At 61.3% G+C, this 19,210-nt stretch carries 16 protein-coding genes; 8 read left to right on the top strand and 8 right to left on the bottom strand.

The features are described from left to right. The first annotated feature begins 56 nt into the window (after positions 1-56). The gene (locus tag ACJ8PE_RS09200; protein WP_004940455.1) at positions 57-290 is read left to right on the top strand and encodes a type II toxin-antitoxin system Phd/YefM family antitoxin; all 234 of its coding nucleotides are present in this window, start codon (positions 57-59) and stop codon (positions 288-290) included. Next, complete coding sequence (locus ACJ8PE_RS09195; RefSeq protein WP_033651066.1) at positions 287-673, top strand: type II toxin-antitoxin system VapC family toxin; 387 nt, start codon at positions 287-289, stop codon at positions 671-673. Before ACJ8PE_RS09200 ends, ACJ8PE_RS09195 begins: the two co-directional genes overlap by 4 nt. On the opposite strand, the gene licT is transcribed toward ACJ8PE_RS09195, so the two are convergent. The 3 genes from licT to sbcD all read right to left on the bottom strand — a co-directional run bounded on the left by licT (position 670) and on the right by sbcD (position 6,230). Continuing rightward, positions 670-1,518, bottom strand: a complete 849-nt coding sequence (gene licT, locus ACJ8PE_RS09190; protein WP_033651067.1) for a BglG family transcription antiterminator LicT — start codon at positions 1,516-1,518, stop codon at positions 670-672. The genes ACJ8PE_RS09195 and licT overlap by 4 nt on opposite strands. 231 nt (positions 1,519-1,749) lie before the next feature. After that, positions 1,750-5,001, bottom strand: coding sequence for an exonuclease subunit SbcC (sbcC, locus tag ACJ8PE_RS09185; protein WP_197793805.1), 3,252 nt, complete (start codon positions 4,999-5,001; stop codon positions 1,750-1,752). Further along, complete coding sequence (sbcD, locus tag ACJ8PE_RS09180) at positions 4,998-6,230, bottom strand: exonuclease subunit SbcD (RefSeq protein WP_197793806.1); 1,233 nt, start codon at positions 6,228-6,230, stop codon at positions 4,998-5,000. Before sbcD ends, sbcC begins: the two co-directional genes overlap by 4 nt. 215 nt (positions 6,231-6,445) lie before the next feature. Between sbcD and phoB the strand changes: the two genes are divergently transcribed. From phoB to proY, 5 genes are all read left to right on the top strand, one after another. Continuing rightward, on the top strand, positions 6,446-7,135 hold the full coding sequence (gene phoB, locus ACJ8PE_RS09175) for a phosphate response regulator transcription factor PhoB (protein WP_004940438.1): 690 nt from the start codon (positions 6,446-6,448) through the stop codon (positions 7,133-7,135). 24 nt (positions 7,136-7,159) lie between these two features. Beyond that, on the top strand, positions 7,160-8,476 hold the full coding sequence (gene phoR, locus ACJ8PE_RS09170) for a phosphate regulon sensor histidine kinase PhoR (protein WP_004940434.1): 1,317 nt from the start codon (positions 7,160-7,162) through the stop codon (positions 8,474-8,476). A 14-nt stretch (positions 8,477-8,490) separates the two neighbouring features. Next, on the top strand, positions 8,491-9,453 hold the full coding sequence (locus ACJ8PE_RS09165) for a PstS family phosphate ABC transporter substrate-binding protein (protein WP_116286626.1): 963 nt from the start codon (positions 8,491-8,493) through the stop codon (positions 9,451-9,453). A 485-nt stretch (positions 9,454-9,938) separates the two neighbouring features. Further along, positions 9,939-11,255: a branched-chain amino acid transport system II carrier protein gene (gene brnQ / locus ACJ8PE_RS09160; protein ID WP_021504688.1), complete on the top strand. Its 1,317-nt coding sequence runs from the start codon at positions 9,939-9,941 to the stop codon at positions 11,253-11,255. Positions 11,256-11,328: 73 nt separating this feature from the next. After that, positions 11,329-12,735, top strand: a complete 1,407-nt coding sequence (gene proY / locus ACJ8PE_RS09155; RefSeq protein ID WP_197793807.1) for a proline-specific permease ProY — start codon at positions 11,329-11,331, stop codon at positions 12,733-12,735. A 45-nt stretch (positions 12,736-12,780) separates the two neighbouring features. Here proY and ACJ8PE_RS09150 read toward each other — a convergent pair whose 3' ends face one another. The 4 genes from ACJ8PE_RS09150 to ACJ8PE_RS09135 all read right to left on the bottom strand — a co-directional run bounded on the left by ACJ8PE_RS09150 (position 12,781) and on the right by ACJ8PE_RS09135 (position 15,090). After that, positions 12,781-13,068: a HigA family addiction module antitoxin gene (locus tag ACJ8PE_RS09150; RefSeq protein ID WP_025160069.1), complete on the bottom strand. Its 288-nt coding sequence runs from the start codon at positions 13,066-13,068 to the stop codon at positions 12,781-12,783. Further along, the gene (locus tag ACJ8PE_RS09145) at positions 13,068-13,346 is read right to left on the bottom strand and encodes a type II toxin-antitoxin system RelE/ParE family toxin (protein ID WP_033651073.1); all 279 of its coding nucleotides are present in this window, start codon (positions 13,344-13,346) and stop codon (positions 13,068-13,070) included. The genes ACJ8PE_RS09150 and ACJ8PE_RS09145 overlap by 1 nt, the downstream gene beginning before the upstream one ends. Before the next feature lie 85 nt (positions 13,347-13,431). Then, positions 13,432-13,701 carry a hypothetical protein gene (locus ACJ8PE_RS09140; protein WP_197793808.1) on the bottom strand — a complete coding sequence of 90 codons (270 nt, stop codon included), beginning with the start codon at positions 13,699-13,701 and terminating at the stop codon, positions 13,432-13,434. A gap of 132 nt (positions 13,702-13,833) precedes the next feature. Beyond that, positions 13,834-15,090 carry a mechanosensitive ion channel family protein gene (locus ACJ8PE_RS09135; RefSeq protein ID WP_197793809.1) on the bottom strand — a complete coding sequence of 419 codons (1,257 nt, stop codon included), beginning with the start codon at positions 15,088-15,090 and terminating at the stop codon, positions 13,834-13,836. Between the two features lie 246 nt (positions 15,091-15,336). On the opposite strand from ACJ8PE_RS09135, the gene malZ reads away from it, so the two are divergent. Further along, the gene (gene malZ / locus ACJ8PE_RS09130) at positions 15,337-17,160 is read left to right on the top strand and encodes a maltodextrin glucosidase (protein WP_404768981.1); all 1,824 of its coding nucleotides are present in this window, start codon (positions 15,337-15,339) and stop codon (positions 17,158-17,160) included. A gap of 53 nt (positions 17,161-17,213) precedes the next feature. Here the strand turns inward: malZ and ggt are convergent, their stop codons facing one another. Continuing rightward, on the bottom strand, positions 17,214-18,977 hold the full coding sequence (gene ggt, locus ACJ8PE_RS09125; RefSeq protein ID WP_072628292.1) for a gamma-glutamyltransferase: 1,764 nt from the start codon (positions 18,975-18,977) through the stop codon (positions 17,214-17,216). Between the last annotated feature and the right edge of the window lie 233 nt (positions 18,978-19,210).

Genomic DNA, 19,210 nt, shown 5'->3' with positions numbered 1-19,210 from the left:
GTACAAAAACTGGACGGCGCTTTATGCTTTAGCTAACTTAGCTAAGGAGGACGCGTATGCCGATTCAGGCCAATATGCACGAAGCCAAATCCAATCTGAGCCAGTTGGCGGACAGAGCCGCGGAGGGAGAAACCGTGATTATTGCAAAAGCAGGGAAGCCGTACGTACAGCTGGTCGCCATCAAGGGGGAAGCGCGCCGCCCTGGCGCCGCCAAGGGCAGGTTCACCGTGCCGGCGGATTTCAACGCCGGGGATGCGGCCATTGCGGCGTTGTTTGAGGGCGATGAATGAAGCGCCTGTTGCTGGATACCCACGCGTTGCTGTGGTGGCTGATCGACGACGCCTGCCTGGGCGTGAACGCCAAAAGGCAGATCGCCGATCCGGGCAATGCGGTGTACGTCAGCGCGGCCAGCATTTGGGAGATCTCGATCAAGCAGGCGCTGGGCAAACTGGCGCTGCCGGAAGACATCTTTGCGATCATCGAGGCCGAGGATTTTCTGTCGTTGCCGATGGACGCCTTTCACTGCCAACAGGCCGGGCAGCTGCCGCCCCATCATCAAGATCCTTTCGATCGCATGCTGATCGCACAGGCGCAGGCCGAGGGGCTGACGCTGATCTCCGCCGACGCGGTGTTTCCGCAGTACGGCGTGCGGGTGGCGGACGCCCGCCGTTAAGCCGGCTTTTCCTCGCTTTCGCTGCGCACCCGTTCGATATGAATGGTCAGAAACATCATCTCTTCCGTGGTGAGCTGATGCTGATAGTGTTTTTCGATGTGGCGGTTGATCTTACCGGCGCAGGCGAATGACTCGGGGTACTTCTCTTTCACCACCTGATACAGCGAATCGTCGTCGCTGTCGACGTAGTTTTTCCCCAGCAGCCGTTGGGCGAAAAATTTCAAGTGGGTGACGAACCGGTGGTAGCTCAGGGATTCCTCGTTGTAATCAAAGCGGAAATGGTACTTGACCAGGTTGAGGATCTCTTGCATCACGCGGGTAATGTGCAGCGTGTTGTGCATCTCGTCGTTAAGCTGGGCGTTGACCAGGTGCAGGGCGATAAATCCGGCTTCGTCCTCCGGCAACGCGGTATCCAGCCGCTGTGCGATCAGGGCCAGCGCCTCCAGCCCGACGGCGAATTCGGCCGGATAGAGTTTTTTAATCTCCCACAGCAGCGCATTCTTGATATCCAGCCCTTGCGCATGGCGCTGCAGGGCGAAGTGGATGTGATCGGTCAGCGTGATGTAGACGATGTTATGCAGCTTGCCCGGCAGGCGTTCGCGGGCGAGGGTGATGATTCTGTCGGCGGTGGTGACGCAGGCCAATGGGATCTCGGCGAGCAGCTCTTTATAGCGCTCGGCGATTTCTCCGCCGTTATGGGTGAAGACCTTTTCGATCAGGCTTTCGTCCAGCGTATCGCCGGGCTTCTTTTTAAAGCCGATTCCTTTTCCCATCACCACCGTCTCTGCCTGACGGTCGTCCAGCGTAATCACCACGTTATTATTGAGTATTTTAGCGATTTTCATGGTTTTTCCCGGTGTTTCAGCATCCTGAAAACGAAAAAACCTGACGCCCGGAAGCGATCCCGGGCGTCAGGTTTTGCCTGTATTTTTTCTTTCTGCCCTGCGGCCTGAGCGGCGGAGGGGATACAGTAACAATCCTGTTATGCTGGCATAATAACCCGTGCCCGCCGCGGCTCAACGCTTTTCACCGCGGAGTGCCGCCGCGGTCACACTTCTGTGCCGCGAGCCGCGGGATCATTCCAGCCTGAAGTGCGCCTCCAGCCGGCTGACGCCGAGCCCGTTGACCTTTTTCACCTTGATCTGCACCGGAATGCGCTCTTTCATCGCCTCGACGTGGCTGATCACGCCGATGGTTTTGCCGGAGGCGTTCAGGCTGTCCAGCGCATCCAGCGCGGTGTCGAGAGTTTCGGCGTCCAGCGTGCCGAAGCCTTCGTCGAGGAACAGCGAGTCGATGCTGGTTTTATGGCTGACCAGATCGGACAACGCCAGCGCCAACGCCAGGCTGACCAGGAAGCTCTCGCCGCCGGACAGGGTGCGGGTATCGCGCAGCGCGTCCGCCTGCCAGGTGTCCACCACCTGCAGCTCCAGCGCATCGCTGGTCTTGCGCTGCAGCAGGTAGCGCCCGTGCAGCCGGCCGAGCTGCCGGTTGGCCAGATAGACCAGATGATCGAGCGTCAGCCCCTGAGCGAAGCGGCGGAACTTGTCGCCTTCTTTCGAGCCGATCAGCTGGTTGAGGTAGCTCCAGTCGTCGTAGTCTTGCTGGCTGCGGGCGATTTGCTCGAACAGCGCCTGCTGATTGAGGCGACGAGCGGCATCGCTTTCCAGCTGATTGCGCAGTTCGCCCTGACGCAGCTGCAACGTTTTCAACTGCTGTGCCAGCTCGGCCAGCGATTGGGTGAGCGCATCGATATCCGCATTGGCCTCATCCAGCCCTTCAGGGCGGCACTGCCGATGCTGCTCCAGCGTTTGCGTCGCCTGTGTCAGCAGGGCGGCGGCCTCCACCTGTCGCTGTTGCAGCCGCTCTTTGCGCTGCTGCAATTCGCGACGCAGGGCGTCGTCCAGCAGCGCGGCGGCGAAGGCGGTTTCATCGGCGAACTCGCTGTCGGCCAGCGCCTGCTGCCACTGCTGCTGCGCCTGCTGCAGCCGCTCCTGCATCTGGGTGAGCTGTTGTTGCAGCCCGGCCTGCTGGCCGGCCAGGCGTTCGCGCAGTTCCTGCGCCTTTTGCCACTGCTCGGCGGCCTGAACGCTGGCCTGTTCGCAGGCGATTTGTTTGGCGCGCAGCTGTTCGCGCACCTGAGCCACCTGCTGTTCGCCGAACAGCGCCAGCCGCTGCGCACGTCGTTCAGCGAGGGTTTTCTCGCCTTCTTGCCAGCGTTGTTGCAGCTCTTGCTGCTGTTGCAGGCTGTCGGCGTGGGCTTTATGCAGCAGCGTAAAGCGTTCTTCGAGCAACGCCAGCTGTTGCTGCGTCTGCTGCTGCTGCGCTTGCAGAGCGGTGAGCGCGTCTTTCGCCTGCTGTACCGCCTGCGCCGCCTGTTCATGCTGCTGCAGCGCCTGTTGCCCGCGCCGTTCTTCGTCGTCGCAGCCGTTCAGCCAGGCGCTGAGTTGCTCGCCATCCGCCAGCGTAAAGTCGAACGCCAGCGGTGTGCTGAGCTGCCGCCACTGCTGCTGTTGGGCAGCCAGCTGCTGTTCATCCTGCGCGATGGTTTGCTGTTGGCGCTGTTGTTGTTCCTGCAGGCCTTCGCAGCGGGTACGCAGCTCGGTGCCCTGGGTTTGCAGTTTCTCGGCGAGGGTACGCATCTCGACCAAACGCTGTTCCGTGGCCGAAGGCTGCACCGCCTGATACTGCTCTACCGCCGGATGGCTGGTGGAACCGCACAGCGGGCAGGGGGCACCGTTCTGCAGCAGGGCGCGCTCCGCTTCCAGACTGACGATGCGTTTTTCCAGTTCGTGGATCCGCTCCACTTCCTGCAGCTGCGCCTTGTGCTGTTTGAATTGCTGACGCGCGCTCTCCAGCTGTTGTTGCAACCCGGCGAGCTGCGTTTGCCGCTCGGCATGCTCCGCCTGTTGCCGGGCCAGACGCTCGCGAGTCTGACGGTGAAGGGACGTCAGAGTAAATAGCTGCTGACGCGTTGGGCGCAGATCCGCCAGGGCGCTCAGGCGCTGGCGCAGCGGGGCCAGCGGCGTTTTCGCCTCCAGTGCCTGCTGCTGTTGCTGTTGAGCGGCCAGCGCTTCACTCAGCGCATTCAACTGCTGCTGAAACTGTGCGGCCTGCGTTGTCAGCTGGCTGCGCTGAGCGGTGAGCTGCTCCAGCGTAGTTTGCTGCTGGGCGCACTGCTGCGCGGCGGCATCGCCGGCCTGTCGCCGCTCGACCTGGGTCGATAGCAGTTGGGCTATCTGGTGATCGAGCGGGGCGACCTGCTCGTCGATCAGCTGTTGCTGTTGCCGCATATGCTCGGCATGGGTTTGCTGCGCCTGGCGGGATTTCTCCACCGCCTGCTGCAGCGGGGTCAACTGCGCTGACTGCTGTTCCTGCTGTTGCGCCAACAGAGCCGCTTGCTGCTGTATCGTCTGCAGCTCGGCGCGGCAGCGATCGCGTTCACCGCGCAGCGGCCGCAATTTCTCGGCCGGCTCGCTGAGCGTCAGCCGCTGCAGCTGTGGGGCGGCCTCCGCCTGCTCGCGCTGGGCGGTGTCCAGCCGCAATTGCCCCTCGTTTTGCTGTTGCCGGAGGTGTTGCCATTGTTGCAGCCAGCTCAGCGCCTGTTGCTGCCGCTGGGTTTGCTCGCCGAGGGCGCTTTCCTGCGTGCTCAGCGCCGCCAGCTGTTCGGTCAGAGACTGGCGCTGCTCGTCGTTCAGCAGTTCGATGCCGCTGGCGCGTTGGTGCAACGCATCCAGGTCAGTTTTGGCCTGCTTGTGCGACTCGAACACCTGCTCGGACAGCCGCCCATAGATTTCGGTGCCGGTCAGCTCTTCCAACAGCTCGGCGCGATCGTTGGCGTCGGCGTTGAGGAAGGCGGCGAACTGCCCCTGAGACAACATCATCGATTTGGTGAAGCGGCCGAAGTCCAGCCCGGTGATGGCGGCGGTAAGCTCCAGCTTGTCGCGCACTTTGTCCGCCAGGATCTTGCCGTCCTCGCGGCGCGCCAGTTCGACCTTCGGCGCCTGCAGGTTGCCGTCCGGCGCATTTTTGGCGCGGCGCTGGCTCCAGAAGGCGCGATAGCCGACGCCCTTGACCTCGAATTCGACCTCCGCCAGCGATTCGGCGGTGTGGCGGGTCATCAGTTCATTCTGGCTCGGCGTGACGTTGAGGCGCGGCGTCTGGTGGTACAGCGCCAGGCAAATGGCGTCCAGCAGGGTGGTTTTGCCTGCGCCGGTCGGGCCGGTAATGGCGAACAGGCCGTTGCTGGCGAAAGGCTCGGCGGTGAAGTCAATTTTCCATTCGCCCTGCAGCGAGTTGAGGTTTTTTAACCGCAGGCTGAGGATCTTCATGAATTCGTCTCCTCGGCGTTGTGCTGCACCGCTTCGACCACCTGGCGGAACATCTGGCGCATCCGCTGTTGGCGCGTTTCGGGCATCTCAGCCTCCTGCGCCAACCTGCGCTCGAAAACCTCGTTGACGCTCAGCTCGTTCAGCGTTTCCTTATCCTGCTGCGCAATCGCCTGGCGGCGCTGCTCTTTGCTGCGCCGCAACAGCACCACTTCCACCGGCAGCTCATCCGCCATCAGTTGGATGCGGCGCTGAATATCGCTGAGGTAGTCCTGCGTCGCCACTTCGATATCCAGCCACACCGGCAGCTCGCCGGCATAGTCGGCAAATTGCCGCAGTTGCCGTTCGATCTCGGCCAGATCGCCTTTGATCAGCTGCATGGGTTGGAACTGCGGGATCGTTAACGCGTCAATCCGCTGCAGGGCGCCGTCGGCGAAATCCACCAGGAAGACGCTTTTGGCTTTGCCCAGCTCATCGAAGCTGAGCGGGATAGGCGAGCCGCTATAGCGAATATGCTCCGATTTGGCGACGTTCTGCGCGCGGTGAATGTGGCCCAGCGCGATATAGTCGGCGGGCGGGAAGGCCTGCGCCGGGAAGGCGTCGAGGGTGCCGATATAGATGTCGCGCACCGAGTCGGAGGTGGTGACGCCGACGGTGGTCAGGTGGCCGGTGGCGACGATCGGCAGCGGCAAGCCCAGCTGGTCGCGGCGCTCGCAGGCCGCCTGATACAGCGTCTGATAATGTTCGGCGATGGCTTCCTGCAGCGCCTGCTGTTTCTGCGCGCCGGATTCGCCGGCGCGGCTGGTGAGCAGATCGCGCGGCCGCAGGAACGGAATGGCGCACAGCACCGCGCCCGGCTGGCCGTCGCGCCGGTTCAGCACCACGATTTGCTGTTCCGGGGCGCCTTGCGCGCTGGCGATCACCGTGGTGTTCAGGCAGGAGAGCAGCTCCCGCGATTCGTTCAGCGTCGCCACCGAGTCGTGGTTGCCGCCCAGCACCACCAACTGGCAGCCGGTGCGCTGCAATTCCACCACGAAGCGGTTGTACAGCTCGCGGGCATAGCTGGGCGGTGAGCCGGTATCGAACAGATCCCCGGCGACGATCAGCGCATCCACCTGTTGCTGTTCGATCTGTTCGATCAGCCAGTTCAGAAAAGCCTGGTGCTCGGCGGCGCGGCTTTTGGTGAAAAAGTACTGGCCAAGGTGCCAGTCAGAGGTGTGGATCAGGCGCATGACACTCCCGGATGCAAAGATAATGGCGATGATTATAAAGGCCGCGGCGGCGGCTGTCCCGGCGCAATGATGATGACAACCGGATGATTTTTCTTTACTGCGGGAAATAATCGCTATGCTTACTGCCTATAACAGCCGGTTTTTTTCATAAAAGTGTCACAAAACTGACGCATAATGGCGCCCGAAAAGTCGCTAACACATTGGCAGGATTGACGATGGCAAGACGCATACTGGTGGTGGAAGACGAAGCGCCGATCCGTGAGATGGTGTGCTTTGTGTTGGAACAAAATGGTTACCAACCGTTGGAAGCCGAGGATTATGACAGCGCCGTGACGCGTCTGTCTGAGCCGTTCCCTGATTTGGTGTTGCTTGACTGGATGTTGCCCGGCGGTTCCGGCATTCAGTTTATCAAACATATGAAGCGCGAAGCGCTGACCCGCGATATTCCGGTCATGATGCTGACCGCGCGCGGCGAAGAAGAAGACCGGGTGCGCGGCCTGGAAGTGGGGGCGGATGATTACATCACCAAGCCGTTCTCGCCCAAGGAGCTGGTGGCGCGCATCAAGGCGGTCATGCGCCGCATTTCACCGATGGCGGTGGAAGAGGTGATTGAAATGCAAGGGCTGAGCCTGGACCCGTCCTCCCACCGCGTGATGGCGAACGATCAGGCGCTGGACATGGGGCCGACTGAGTTCAAGCTGCTGCACTTCTTTATGACCCACCCGGAGCGGGTTTATAGCCGTGAGCAGTTGCTTAATCACGTCTGGGGCACTAACGTTTATGTGGAAGACCGTACCGTTGACGTGCATATCCGTCGGCTCCGCAAGGCGTTAGAAACCAGTGGGCATGATAAAATGGTTCAAACCGTTCGGGGCACCGGCTACCGGTTCTCAACGCGCTACTGATCGCGCCGCGCTGGAGAATATGCCGTGTTAGAACGTCTGTCGTGGAAGAGGCTGGCTCTGGAGCTGGCTCTTTTTTGTTTGCCCGCCTTACTGCTGGGGCTGATTTTCGGTTATCTGCCCTGGTTCCTGCTGGCCTCCGCGCTGGCTGCGCTGGTGTGGAATTTCTACAACCAGCTCAAACTCTCCCATTGGCTGTGGATCGACCGCAGCATGACGCCGCCGCCCGGCCGCTGGAGCTGGGAGCCGCTGTTTTATGGCCTGTATCAGATGCAGCAGCGCAACCGCCGCCGCCGGCGCGAGCTGGCGCTGCTTATCAAGCGTTTTCGCAGCGGAGCCGAATCGCTGCCTGACGCGGTGGTGATGACCACCGTCGAGGGCAACATCTTCTGGTGCAACGGGCTGGCGCAGCATCTGCTCGGCTTCCGCTGGCCGGAAGACAACGGCCAGCACATCCTTAACCTGCTGCGTTATCCGGAATTCAGCCACTATCTGCAACAGCAGGAGTTTTCGCGCCCGCTGACGCTGCAGTTGAACAACGAACACTACGTCGAATTCCGCGTGATGCCGTATTCCGAAGGGCAGTTGCTGATGGTGGCGCGCGACGTCACCCAGATGCGCCAGCTGGAGGGCGCGCGGCGCAACTTCTTCGCCAACGTCAGCCATGAGCTGCGCACGCCGCTGACGGTGCTGCAGGGCTACCTGGAGATGATGGGCGACGAAGAGCAGGACGGTTCGCTGCGCAGCAAGGCGCTCAGCACCATGCAAGAGCAGACCCGCCGGATGGACGGGCTGGTCAAGCAACTGCTGACGCTGTCGCGCATCGAGGCGGCGCCCAATGTCGACATGAACGAGCGGGTGGATATCCCGCTGATGCTGCGGGTGTTGCAGCGCGAGGCGCAATCGCTGAGCGGCGGCAATCATGAGATCACCTTCCGGGTTAACGAGCAGCTCAACGTGTTCGGCAATGAAGACCAGTTGCGCAGCGCGGTGTCTAACCTGGTGTACAACGCGGTCAACCACACGCCGAAGGGCACCCATATCGAAGTGAGCTGGCAACAGACGGCGCACGGCGCGCAGTTCCAGGTCAGCGACAACGGGCCGGGCATCGCCGCCGAACACCTGCCGCGCCTGACCGAGCGTTTTTACCGCGTCGACAAGGCCCGCTCGCGCCAGACCGGCGGCAGCGGGCTGGGGCTGGCGATCGTCAAGCACGCGCTCAGCCATCACGACGCGCGGCTGGAGATCCTCAGCGAACCGGGGATCGGCACCCGCTTTATCTTTACCTTGCCCAATCGGTTGATTGTTCCCGCCGCTTTATCAGAGAATGCGGTGAAAAATTAACGCGAGACACCGGTATGACCCGAATAACCCGAGGGCTGTTGCTTTGCCTGGCGCTGCTGGCCGGACGCGGCGCGCTGGCGCAGCCTGACGGCATGTTGGCGGGCAACCTGTCCAGCGTCGGTTCCGACACGCTGGCGAATCTGATGGCGCTGTGGGCGCAGGATTTCAGCCAGCATTATCCCAACGTCAACCTGCAGATCCAGGCCGCCGGCTCCTCGACCGCGCCGACCGCGTTGGCCGCGGGCGCCGCGCAGCTCGGCCCGATGAGCCGGCCGATGAAGGCGGCCGAGATCTCGGCATTCGAACACCGTTACGGCTATGCGCCGCTGGCGGTGCCGGTAGCGGTGGATGCGCTGGTGGTATTGGTGCATCAGGATAATCCGCTGCGCGGCCTCAACCTGCAGCAGCTCGACCGCATTTTCTCCGCCACCCGGCGCTGCGGCGAAAGCCAGCCGCTGACGCGCTGGGGCGAGCTGGGTCTGCGCGGCGACTGGGCGTCGCGTTCGCTGCAGCGCTTTGGCCGCAACTCGGCGTCCGGCACCTATGGCTACTTCAAACTGCGCGCGCTGTGCGGCGGCGATTTTATGCCGCGCGTCAATGAGCTGCCCGGCTCGGCCTCGGTGGTGCAGGCGGTGGCCGGTTCGCTCAACGGCATCGGCTACGCCAGCATTGGCTTTCGCGCCAGCGGCGTGCGGCTGCTGCCATTGGCGGAATCGGGAGAGGACTATGTCGCGCCTACCGCCGCCAACGTGCGCAACGATCGCTACCCGCTGTCGCGCTATCTGTATATCTACATCAACAAAGCCCCCCATCAACCGCTGGAGCCACTGACCGCCGCGTTCCTCGATCGCGTGCTGTCGACACCAGGCCAAAGCCTGGTCAACCACGACGGCTATCTGCCGCTGCCGCCGGCCACCCTGCAGAAGACCCGTCAGGCGCTGGGGTTGCCACCGCTCGCGCCGGTCATGGCGCAATAAGCGACAAAAAACGGCGTAATTTTCACCTTTTTTTATGGCGAAACGAAGCTCATACCACGCGAAAATCGGCTTTTTATTGGCGATTTCGAGCGGTAAAGCGATATATGCTTCACGTTTTGTGAATTCATTGTTCAAAAATGATACAAATCATGTAGTGTATATTTATTGATAGCCAATATGATCGACTGGTGGCTAAAGTTTATATGGTCGATAGCTCTGCTTTTCGCCGTGCGTCTTGCCTTGAAGCGCTATAAACGTTTACCTTAGCCTTCGTTGTCGGATTAAACCTCCATTTTTATAACTCCTAAAATTTTGCCCATCTTTATGAGCGGCCACTTTCGAATAGGGACATAAACGCCGGATCGACTGCGTTTAGGGTGCTTATTTGGCGCGGCGACGATCGGGCATGCCGGCAACCGGGTGGGGCGTCACGCCACCACGCTATCGGACCCTTTTTTTCATTTGAACAGGCAACACGACATCGTATGAGTCATCGTTTAACGTCAAAAGATATCCTGGCACTGGGCTTTATGACCTTTGCCTTATTCGTCGGGGCCGGGAACATCATCTTCCCGCCGATGGTCGGTTTGCAGTCCGGTGAACATGTCTGGACTGCGGCGCTGGGCTTCCTGATCACCGCCGTGGGCCTGCCGGTCATCACCGTCATCGCGCTGGCGCGCGTCGGCGGCGGCATCGACGCCCTCAGTTCGCCAATCGGCCGCGGCGCCGGCTTGCTGCTGGCGACCGTCTGCTACCTGGCCGTCGGCCCGCTGTTCGCGACGCCGCGTACCGCCACCGTGTCCTTCGAAGTGGGCATCGCCCCGCTGACCGGCGACGGCGCCATGCCGCTGTTCATCTACAGCCTGGTGTACTTCGCGCTGGTGATCGGCATCTCTCTGTATCCGGGCCGCCTGCTCGATACCGTCGGCCATGTGCTGGCGCCGCTGAAGATCGTCGCGCTGGCCGTACTGGGCATCGCCGCGCTGCTGTGGCCTGCCGGTGCGCCGATTCCGGCGACGACGGCTTATCAGAGCGTGCCTTTCTCCTCCGGCTTCGTTAACGGCTATCTGACCATGGATACGCTGGGCGCGCTGGTGTTCGGCATCGTTATCGTCAACGCGGCGCGTTCGCGCGGCGTGAAAGACGCCGGTTTGTTGACCCGCTACACCATTCTGGCCGGTTTGATCGCCGGCGTGGGCCTGACGCTGGTGTACCTGAGCCTGTTCAAACTGGGTTCCGGCAGCGGCGCGCTGGTGCCGGACGCCACCAACGGCGCGGTGATCCTGCACGCTTACGTTCAGAACACCTTTGGCGGCCTCGGCAGCTTCTTCCTGGCGGCGCTGATCTTCATCGCCTGCATGGTGACCGCGGTGGGCCTGACCTGTGCCTGCGCCGAGTTCTTCGCGCAATACCTGCCGTTCTCTTACAAGACGCTGGTGTTTATTCTGGGCCTGTTCTCGATGGTGGTGTCCAACCTCGGCCTGAGCCACCTGATCCAGATCTCCATTCCGGTGCTGACCGCGATTTACCCGCCGTGCATCGTGCTGGTGGTGCTGAGCTTCACCCTGCGTTGGTGGCACAGCGCGCCGCGCATCATCGCGCCGGTGATGCTTGTCAGCCTGTTGTTTGGTATCCTTGACGCGGTGAAAGCGTCCAGCTTCCAGCAGCTGCTGCCGGCCTGGACCACTCACCTGCCGCTGGCGGAGCAGGGGTTGGCATGGTTGCCGCCTTCGCTGCTGATGCTGGCGCTGGTCGCGATTTATGATCGGGTGTGCACGCGTTCCCAAGTGACCGCGCACTGATAATCCCCCGGCTTAATCTAGGGCCACGGACATGTCCGTGGCTTTTTTACGTTTAAAACTATGGGTCATTTTCATGCAACAACAGTCACCCACCACTGTCCCCGACAATAAGCTGAAACGCGGCCTCAGCACGCGTCATATCCGCTTTATGGCGTTGGGGTCTGCCATCGGCACCGGCTTGTTCTACGGCTCGGCGGACGCCATCAAAATGGCCGGCCCGAGCGTGCTGCTGGCTTACCTGATCGGCGGTATCGTGGCCTTCATCATCATGCGCGCACTGGGGGAGATGTCGGTCAACAACCCACAGGCCAGCTCGTTTTCCCGCTACGCGCAGGACTACCTCGGCCCGATGGCGGGTTACATCACCGGCTGGACTTACTGCTTTGAGATCCTGATCGTCGCCATCGCCGATGTGACCGCTTTCGGCATCTATATGGGCGTCTGGTTCCCGGAAGTGCCGCATTGGATCTGGGTGCTGAGCGTGGTGCTGATCATCGGCGCCATCAACCTGATGAGCGTCAAGGTGTTCGGCGAGCTGGAGTTCTGGTTCTCGTTCTTCAAGGTCGCCACCATCATCATCATGATCGCGGCCGGCATCGGCATCATCATCTGGGGTATCGGCAACGGCGGGCAACCGACCGGCATTCATAACCTGTGGTCGAACGGCGGCTTCTTCAGCAACGGCGTTATCGGCATGATCCTGTCGCTGCAGCTGGTGATGTTCGCTTACGGCGGCATTGAAATCATCGGCATCACCGCCGGCGAAGCCAAGGATCCGAAAAAATCGATTCCTAAAGCCATCAACTCGGTGCCGTGGCGCATTCTGGTGTTCTACGTCGGTACGCTGTTTGTCATCATGTCGATCTACCCGTGGAACCAGGTGGGCACCAACGGCAGCCCGTTCGTGCTGACTTTCCAGCATATGGGCATCACCGTGGCGGCGGGCATCCTCAACTTCGTGGTGATCACCGCTTCGCTGTCGGCGATCAACAGCGACGTGTTCGGCGTCGGCCGCATGCTGCACGGCATGGCCGAGCAGGGCCATGCGCCGAAGATGTTCAGCAAGGTGTCGAAACGCGGCATTCCCTGGGTGACGGTGGTGGTGATGATGCTGGCGCTGCTGCTGGCGGTATACCTCAACTACATCATGCCGGAGAGCGTGTTCCTGGTGATCGCCTCCCTGGCGACCTTCGCCACCGTGTGGGTGTGGATCATGATCCTGTTCTCGCAAATCGCCTTCCGCCGCAGCCTGAGCAAAGAGCAGGTGAAGCAACTGGCGTTCCCGCTGCGCGGCGGGGTGTTCACCTCGGTGGTGGCGATCGTGTTCCTGGTGTTCATCATCGGCCTGATCGGCTACTTCCCGACCACGCGCGTCTCGCTGTACGCCGGCCTGGTCTGGGTAGTGTTGCTGCTGGCGGGTTACTGGTTCAAGGTCAACCGCCAGAAAAAACGCGCGCTGCTGGCGACGCAGCAAGACTAAGTGGAAAAACACCGGCTGAGGCCGGTGTTTTTTTAGGGGCAGGCGTCAAGCGAAGTCCAGCTTGCGCAGTTTGGAAACGTCTATGGACTGCCTGGCCTGCCACAGATCGTAAGCATCTTGCATTCCCATCCAGACCTGTTCGGAACTGCCTATTACGATGGACAGGCGGATGGCCATTTCCGGCGAGATATCGGATTTACCGCTGATCAGGCGTTGAACCGTAGACGGCGCGACGTCCAATGCTTTGGCCAGCGCGCGCGCGCTGAGATTCAGCGTTTCCATGGTTTCTTTGATCAACTCACCAGGATGAGGAGGATTATGCATGCGGTTCATTAGTGATAGTCCTCATAATTCACGATATAAACATCACCCTCGACCAGTTCAAACGTGATGCGCCAGTTACCGGTCACGGTGACGGACCATTGCCCATTGCGAGCGCCCGTTAGCGGATGCAAGAAGAAGCCGGGTAAATCCACGTCATCAATCACTTTCGCTAAATCCAGCACGCTCAGCCGCAGCGCGATTTTTTTCGCCTGTTTGGCGTCGATACCTGCTGTTGAACCGGTTTCGAAAAACTTTTTGAGTCCCTTATGCTTGAAGCTTCTTATCATCCTGATGGCTCCATGAGTGTTGCGCTATACGCATCATAGTAGGGTGTTGCGTATCACGCAACAAATTGGGGCGTTTTTTAACCCACTATGTCTGGCGTTTTTCTTCCGCTTCATCATCCCCGGCGGCGCGGGCTTCGATGCGTATGCCGCCGTCGTTCAGGCGTTCCTCCTCTTCCTCGCCGGCGCAGCGCGCCAGCACTTCGCGAATGTCCTGCAGGTTGCTGCTGAGGGCGCTCAGCGAAGGTTGCAGATTGCGGGGCATGCGGCTTTCATCCAGCAAAGCGTTGTGCAGGCAGCCGATAAACAGCAGGGTGGCCATCAGGGTAAACAGCCGATGACGTATCCGTTTCAGCAAGGGCTTTCCCTCTCGGTGGTGAAGGTGAGGGCGCATTAACGCCGTTTTCGCCGGGGAAAAGAAGGGGATGGAGATATCTGCTGGCAATTGAAAGCGAATAATTACCAGCAGACACAGTTACGTCAGCCGACGTCAGGAAGCGTTCGCGCTTTGTCGCAGCATGCCGCGCATGTCGTTGCCGGTCGGCGTCTGATGCACGCGCAGACCGAACTCGTCGATCACCGCCAGGATATGGTCGAAAATATCCGCCTGAATGCTTTCGTACTCCGCCCAGACCGTGGTGTTGGTGAAGGCGTAGATTTCCAGCGGCAGGCCTTCCGGCGTCGGCGCCAGCTGGCGCACCATCAGGGTCATGTTCTGGTGAATGCGCGGGTGAGCGCGCAGATAGGCTTCCAGATAGGCGCGCAGCGTGCCGAGGTTGGTCAGGCGGCGGCCGTTGAGCGGCGAGGCCAGATCGACGGCGATCTCCTGATTATGCTGGCTCAGCTCCTGGGTCTTGACGTTCAGGTAGCTGTGCAGCAGCGGGTTGCGCTGCAGGCGGCGCTGTTCCTCTTCCGACAGGAAGTGCACGCTGGCGGTGTCGATATTCAAGCTGCGCTTGATGCGGCGCCCGCCGGATTCCGACATCGAACGCCAGTTTTTGAACGAGTCGGAGATCAGCGCGTAGGTCGGTATGGTGGTGACGGTGTTGTCCCAGTTACGCACTTTGACCGTGGTCAGGCCGATGTCGGTGACCGCGCCGTCGGCGCCGTATTTCGGCATTTCCAGCCAGTCGCCGATCTTCAGCATGTCGTTGGCGGAGAGCTGAATGCCGGCCACCAGCCCGAGGATCGGATCCTTGAACACCAACATCAGGACCGCTGTCATGGCGCCCAGGCCGCTGAGCAGCAACAGCGGCGATTTGCCCATCAGCAGCGAGACGATCATGATGCCGATCAGGATCGCCGCCACCAGTTTCAGGCCCTGGAAAATGCCGCGCAGCGGCAGCTGATTGGAAATCGGGCTTTGGCGCAGCAGCGCCAGCAGCGTATCCAGCAGCGAGAACAGCGACAGCAGGGTGAAGGCGAGTATCCACACCTGCGCGGCGGTAACGATCACCGCCTGAGTCTGGCTGCCGCTCTGCAGCCACAGCGTCGCCTGGATGCTGATGATCACCCCTTGCAGCAGCAGCGCCACGCGCTGGAACAGTTTGTATTGGGTGATGGCCTGTTGCCAGACGCGTTGCGACTGCTGGCCGCGGCGCTGAAGGGCGGCCAACACCACCCGGTGCAGCACCAGGTGGATCACTACCGAGATCAGGACGATCAACCCCAAGACCATCAACAGCGACATCACTCCGCCGAATTCCAACCCAAATTGTTCCAGCCAGCGCGTTATCTGTTGTTGCATTACCGCTCCTTAAAAAATGCGCAAAAAATATCCTGTATGCTCAAAACGCGTTAGCCTAAGGGGTAACGTGCAGGATTTGTGCCTGTTTACCTTTTTTTACATCGAGTTAGCGTTATTTTTCGGTCTCCGCCCCCCGGCTCATCCCTGGGTTTTGCGGTCAGAGAGGAGGGGGAGTTGCACTTAACGTGGCATTGTTCGCTTCTTGAAGAATGCCGTCGATTTCGTTTGGTACAGCAGGAGAACAGTATGCTTAATGCCTGGCATCAACCGGTTCCGCCTTTTGTGGTGAAGCAAGGGCAACGTTTGGATATCACGCTGTGGTTACAAGGGGATGAACTGCCGGAACGGGTGTTTTTGCGCGCCGAACCGGACAACGAAGAGTGGCTGCTGGTGATGAAAGCGCAGCGTCACGAGGGGATGCGGCGCTACCAGGCCAGCCTGACGCTGAATGAGGGCGAGCCGACGCGGCGATACTGCTTCAAGCTGCTGTGGGCCGATCGCCAGCAGTGGTTCGGGCCGCAGGGCTGGTCGCTAACGCCGCCGGGCCAGCTGGCGCAATTCGCCGTCGACGAGCCTGACAACGGCCCCGAGTGGGTGGCGGATCAGCTGTTCTACCAGATTTTCCCCGATCGCTTCGCCAGCAGCGGCGGCGAGCACGGCATCCAAAGCGGCAGCTACCGCCATCACGCGGCCGGCACCGAGGTGATCCGGCGCGACTGGCAGCATCCGCTGGAGGACAGCCACGCCGCTTCGACCTTTTACGGCGGCGATCTGGACGGCATCTGCGCCAAACTGCCGTACCTGCAGCAGCTGGGCGTGACGGCGCTATACCTGAACCCGATTTTTACCGCGCCGAGCGTGCATAAGTACGATACCGAGGATTATTACCAGGTCGATCCGCACTTCGGCGGCAACGCGGCGCTGGCGCGTTTGCGAGTGAGCACTCACAAGGTAGGCATGAAACTGGTGCTGGACGGGGTGTTCAACCACACCGGCGACTCGCATCCGTGGTTCGACCGCCATCGCCAAGGGCAAAACGGCGCCTGCCACCACCCCGATTCGCCGTATCGCGGCTGGTTCAACTTCTACCCGGACGGCCGCGCGCTCGACTGGAAGGGCAACGCCAGCCTGCCGAAGCTCAACTTCGCCGAGCCGCAGGTGGCGGAAGCAATCTATCGCGGGGAAGGCAGCGTGGTGCGTCACTGGCTGCGCCCGCCGTACAGCATCGACGGTTGGCGGCTGGACGTGGTGCATATGCTGGGGGAGAACGGCGGCGCTGCCGGCAACCTGCGTCACCTGGCGGGCATCTATCAGGCGGTGAAGCAGGAGAATCCTCAGGCCTACGTAGTGGGCGAGCACTTTGGCGACGCGCGTCGCTGGCTGCACGCCGGCGTGGAGGATGCGGCGATGAACTACATGGGGTTCGCGCTGCCGGTACGGGCGTTTTTGGCGGGGCTGGACGTGGCCTATCACCCGGTGCGGCTGGACGCCGCCGGGTGCGCGCAGTGGATGGACGGCTACCGCGCCGGGTTGCCGCACGGCCGCCAGCTGATCCAGTTCAACCAGCTGGACAGTCACGATACCGCGCGTTTCCTCACGCTGTTGCAGGGGAACGCGGCGCGCATGCAGATGGCGGCGGTGTGGTTGCTGAGCTGGATCGGCGTGCCTTGCCTCTATTACGGTGATGAGATTGGCCTGGACGGCGGCAACGATCCGTTCTGCCGCAAGCCGTTCCCGTGGGACGTCGGCGACTGGGATCGGCCGCTGCTGGCGCTGTTCCAGCGCATGGCCGCGCTGCGTAAACAGAGCCTGGCGTTGCGTCGCGGCGGCTGTCAGGTGCTGTACGCCAGCGGAGAAACGCTGGTGTTCGTGCGCCTGTATCAGCAGGAGCAGGTGTTGGTGGCGCTGCAGCGCGACGGCAGCGGCCAGGCGCAGCTGCCGCACAACCCGCTGTTGGCCCGCGGCCCGTGGCGGCACGTGGAAGGGCGGGGAGAGTTGAGCGAAACGGCCGGCGGGCTGCGCCTGCAGCTGGTGGAAGAATCGGCCACCTTGTGGCGCTGTGAAGGCTAAGGGAACTGGGGGGGCCGAAGGGCCCCCGCGATTAAGGTGAGTGGGCGTTTACATCAGTAACCGACCGCGGAGCCTGCCGGGCGACGCACGTCGTTGGCGCCGTACAGGTAACCTTCGCGCACTTTGCCGGAAACCGCCGAATCGTTGCCGGAGTTGGCCGGGCTGACGCCCGCTGCGCCCGGCAAACCGACCAGAATCAGTTCGGCGGCGCCCCACGGCGTTTGTTCGACCATCTTATAGCCCATGCCGCTCAGCAGTTTCAGCGTATCGGCGGAAACGCCGCGCTGTTCGTAGTACACCTCATCCGGCAGCCATTGGTGATGGATGCGCGGCGCGTCCACCGCTTCCTGCGGCGCCATGCCGTGGTCGATCACGTTCAACGCGGTCTGCAGGGTGATGGTGATGATGCGCGAACCGCCAGGCGAGCCCAGCACCATAAAGATCTTGTTGTCCTTGGTCACCAGCGTCGGGCTCATTGACGATAGTGGGCGCTTACCGGGGGCAATGCTGTTGGCGGTGCCCTGCACCAGCCCGTACAGGTTTTTCTCGCCCACTTTGACCGTAAAATCGTCCATCTCATCGTTGAGGAAGAAGCCGGTGCCCGGTGCGATCACCACGGCGCCGAAGCGGCCGTTGACGGTATAGGTGGTGGAGACCGCGTTGCCGTCATGGTCGACGATCGAATAGTGGGTGGTTTCCGGCTTCTCATGCGGTTCCATGCCGGGCTGCACGTTTTCCGACGGCGTGGCCTTGTCCGCGACGATTTTCTTGCGGATCTGCTCGGCGTAGCTCTTGCTCACCAGCCGGTCGATCGGGTTCTTGATGAATTCCGGGTCGCCGAGGTAGGTGTTGCGGTCCATGTAGGCATGGCGCATCGCCTCGGTCATGGTATGAATGGCCGCCGCCGAGTTGAAGCCCATGCTTTTCAGGTCATAGCCTTCCACCACGTTGAGGATTTCGCACAGCGTCACGCCGCCGGAGCTGGGAGGCGGCGCCGACACGAACTTGTAGCCGCGATAGCTGCAGGTGATCGGTGGGGTTTCGGTGACTTTATAGTTGGCGAAGTCGGCCGCCGTCAAAATGCCGCCGCCCTGTTTGGCCGCCGCCTCTACCGCCTGCGGGATCTTGCCTTTGTAGAAGGCGTCGGTTCCCCCTTTGGCGATGGCTTCCAGCGTGTTGGCCAGATCGGTTTGCACCAGTTTGTCCCCCGGCTGCAGCGGGCTGCCGTCCGGGCGCAGGAAGATTTTGGCCGACTCGGGATCCTGTTTGAAACGTGCAACGGTAGTGTCGAGAATATCGGTATCGGCGCGGGTCAGCACAAAGCCTTCGCGCGCCAGCTTGATCGCCGGCGCCAGCACCTGTTCGCGGCTCAGTTTGCCGTACTTCTCACGCGCGGTTTCCATTCCCAGCACGGTGCCCGGCACGCCCGCCGCCAGATAGCCGTACAGGCTGGCGTCTTTCTTCACCTTGCCGTCGGCGTCCAGATACATGTTGGCGCTGGCCGCCGCTGGCGCAGTTTCGCGGAAGTTGATGAAGGTGTCGGTGCCGTCCGCCAGGTGGACGGTCATAAAGCCACCGCCGCCGATGTTGCCGCAGCAGGGGTTCACCACCGCCTGCGCGTAGCCGACCGCCACGGCGGCGTCGATGGCGTTGCCGCCCATCTTCAGGATATCCACCCCGACCTGCGAAGCCAGATGCTGCGAGGTGACCACCATGCCGTTTTTGGCCTCCACCGCCGGATTGGACGCCGCATGCAGGCTGCCGCTGACCAGCAGCGCCGCCATGGTCAGGGGTTTGCTCCATTTCTGTAAAAACATAGTTATTCCTACCCTGTCAGTTTTTTATTGTGTTGTGTTTGCTTGGCTGTTGTTCACTTGCAAAGCGCGAGCCAGCGTTATTGATAGTAGCCGCAGATGGGCGCACGCGCGGCGAGCAGGGTGGGAAATGTGAGCGGAAACAGGGAAATAAAGCACTGAAGACGGGCGTGTTGCCCCAAAAAGGGGCATAAAAAAACCGGCCGCGGAGGCCGGTTGATTCACTATCAGGCTGA

Origin of the sequence: Serratia sp. CY74737 (genome assembly GCF_052166775.1) — a bacterium.
Taxonomy (GTDB): Bacteria; Pseudomonadota; Gammaproteobacteria; order Enterobacterales; family Enterobacteriaceae; genus Serratia; species Serratia ureilytica.
Note: the sequence above shows the minus strand (reverse complement) of the source record. Positions and strands in the feature narration are given on the sequence as shown.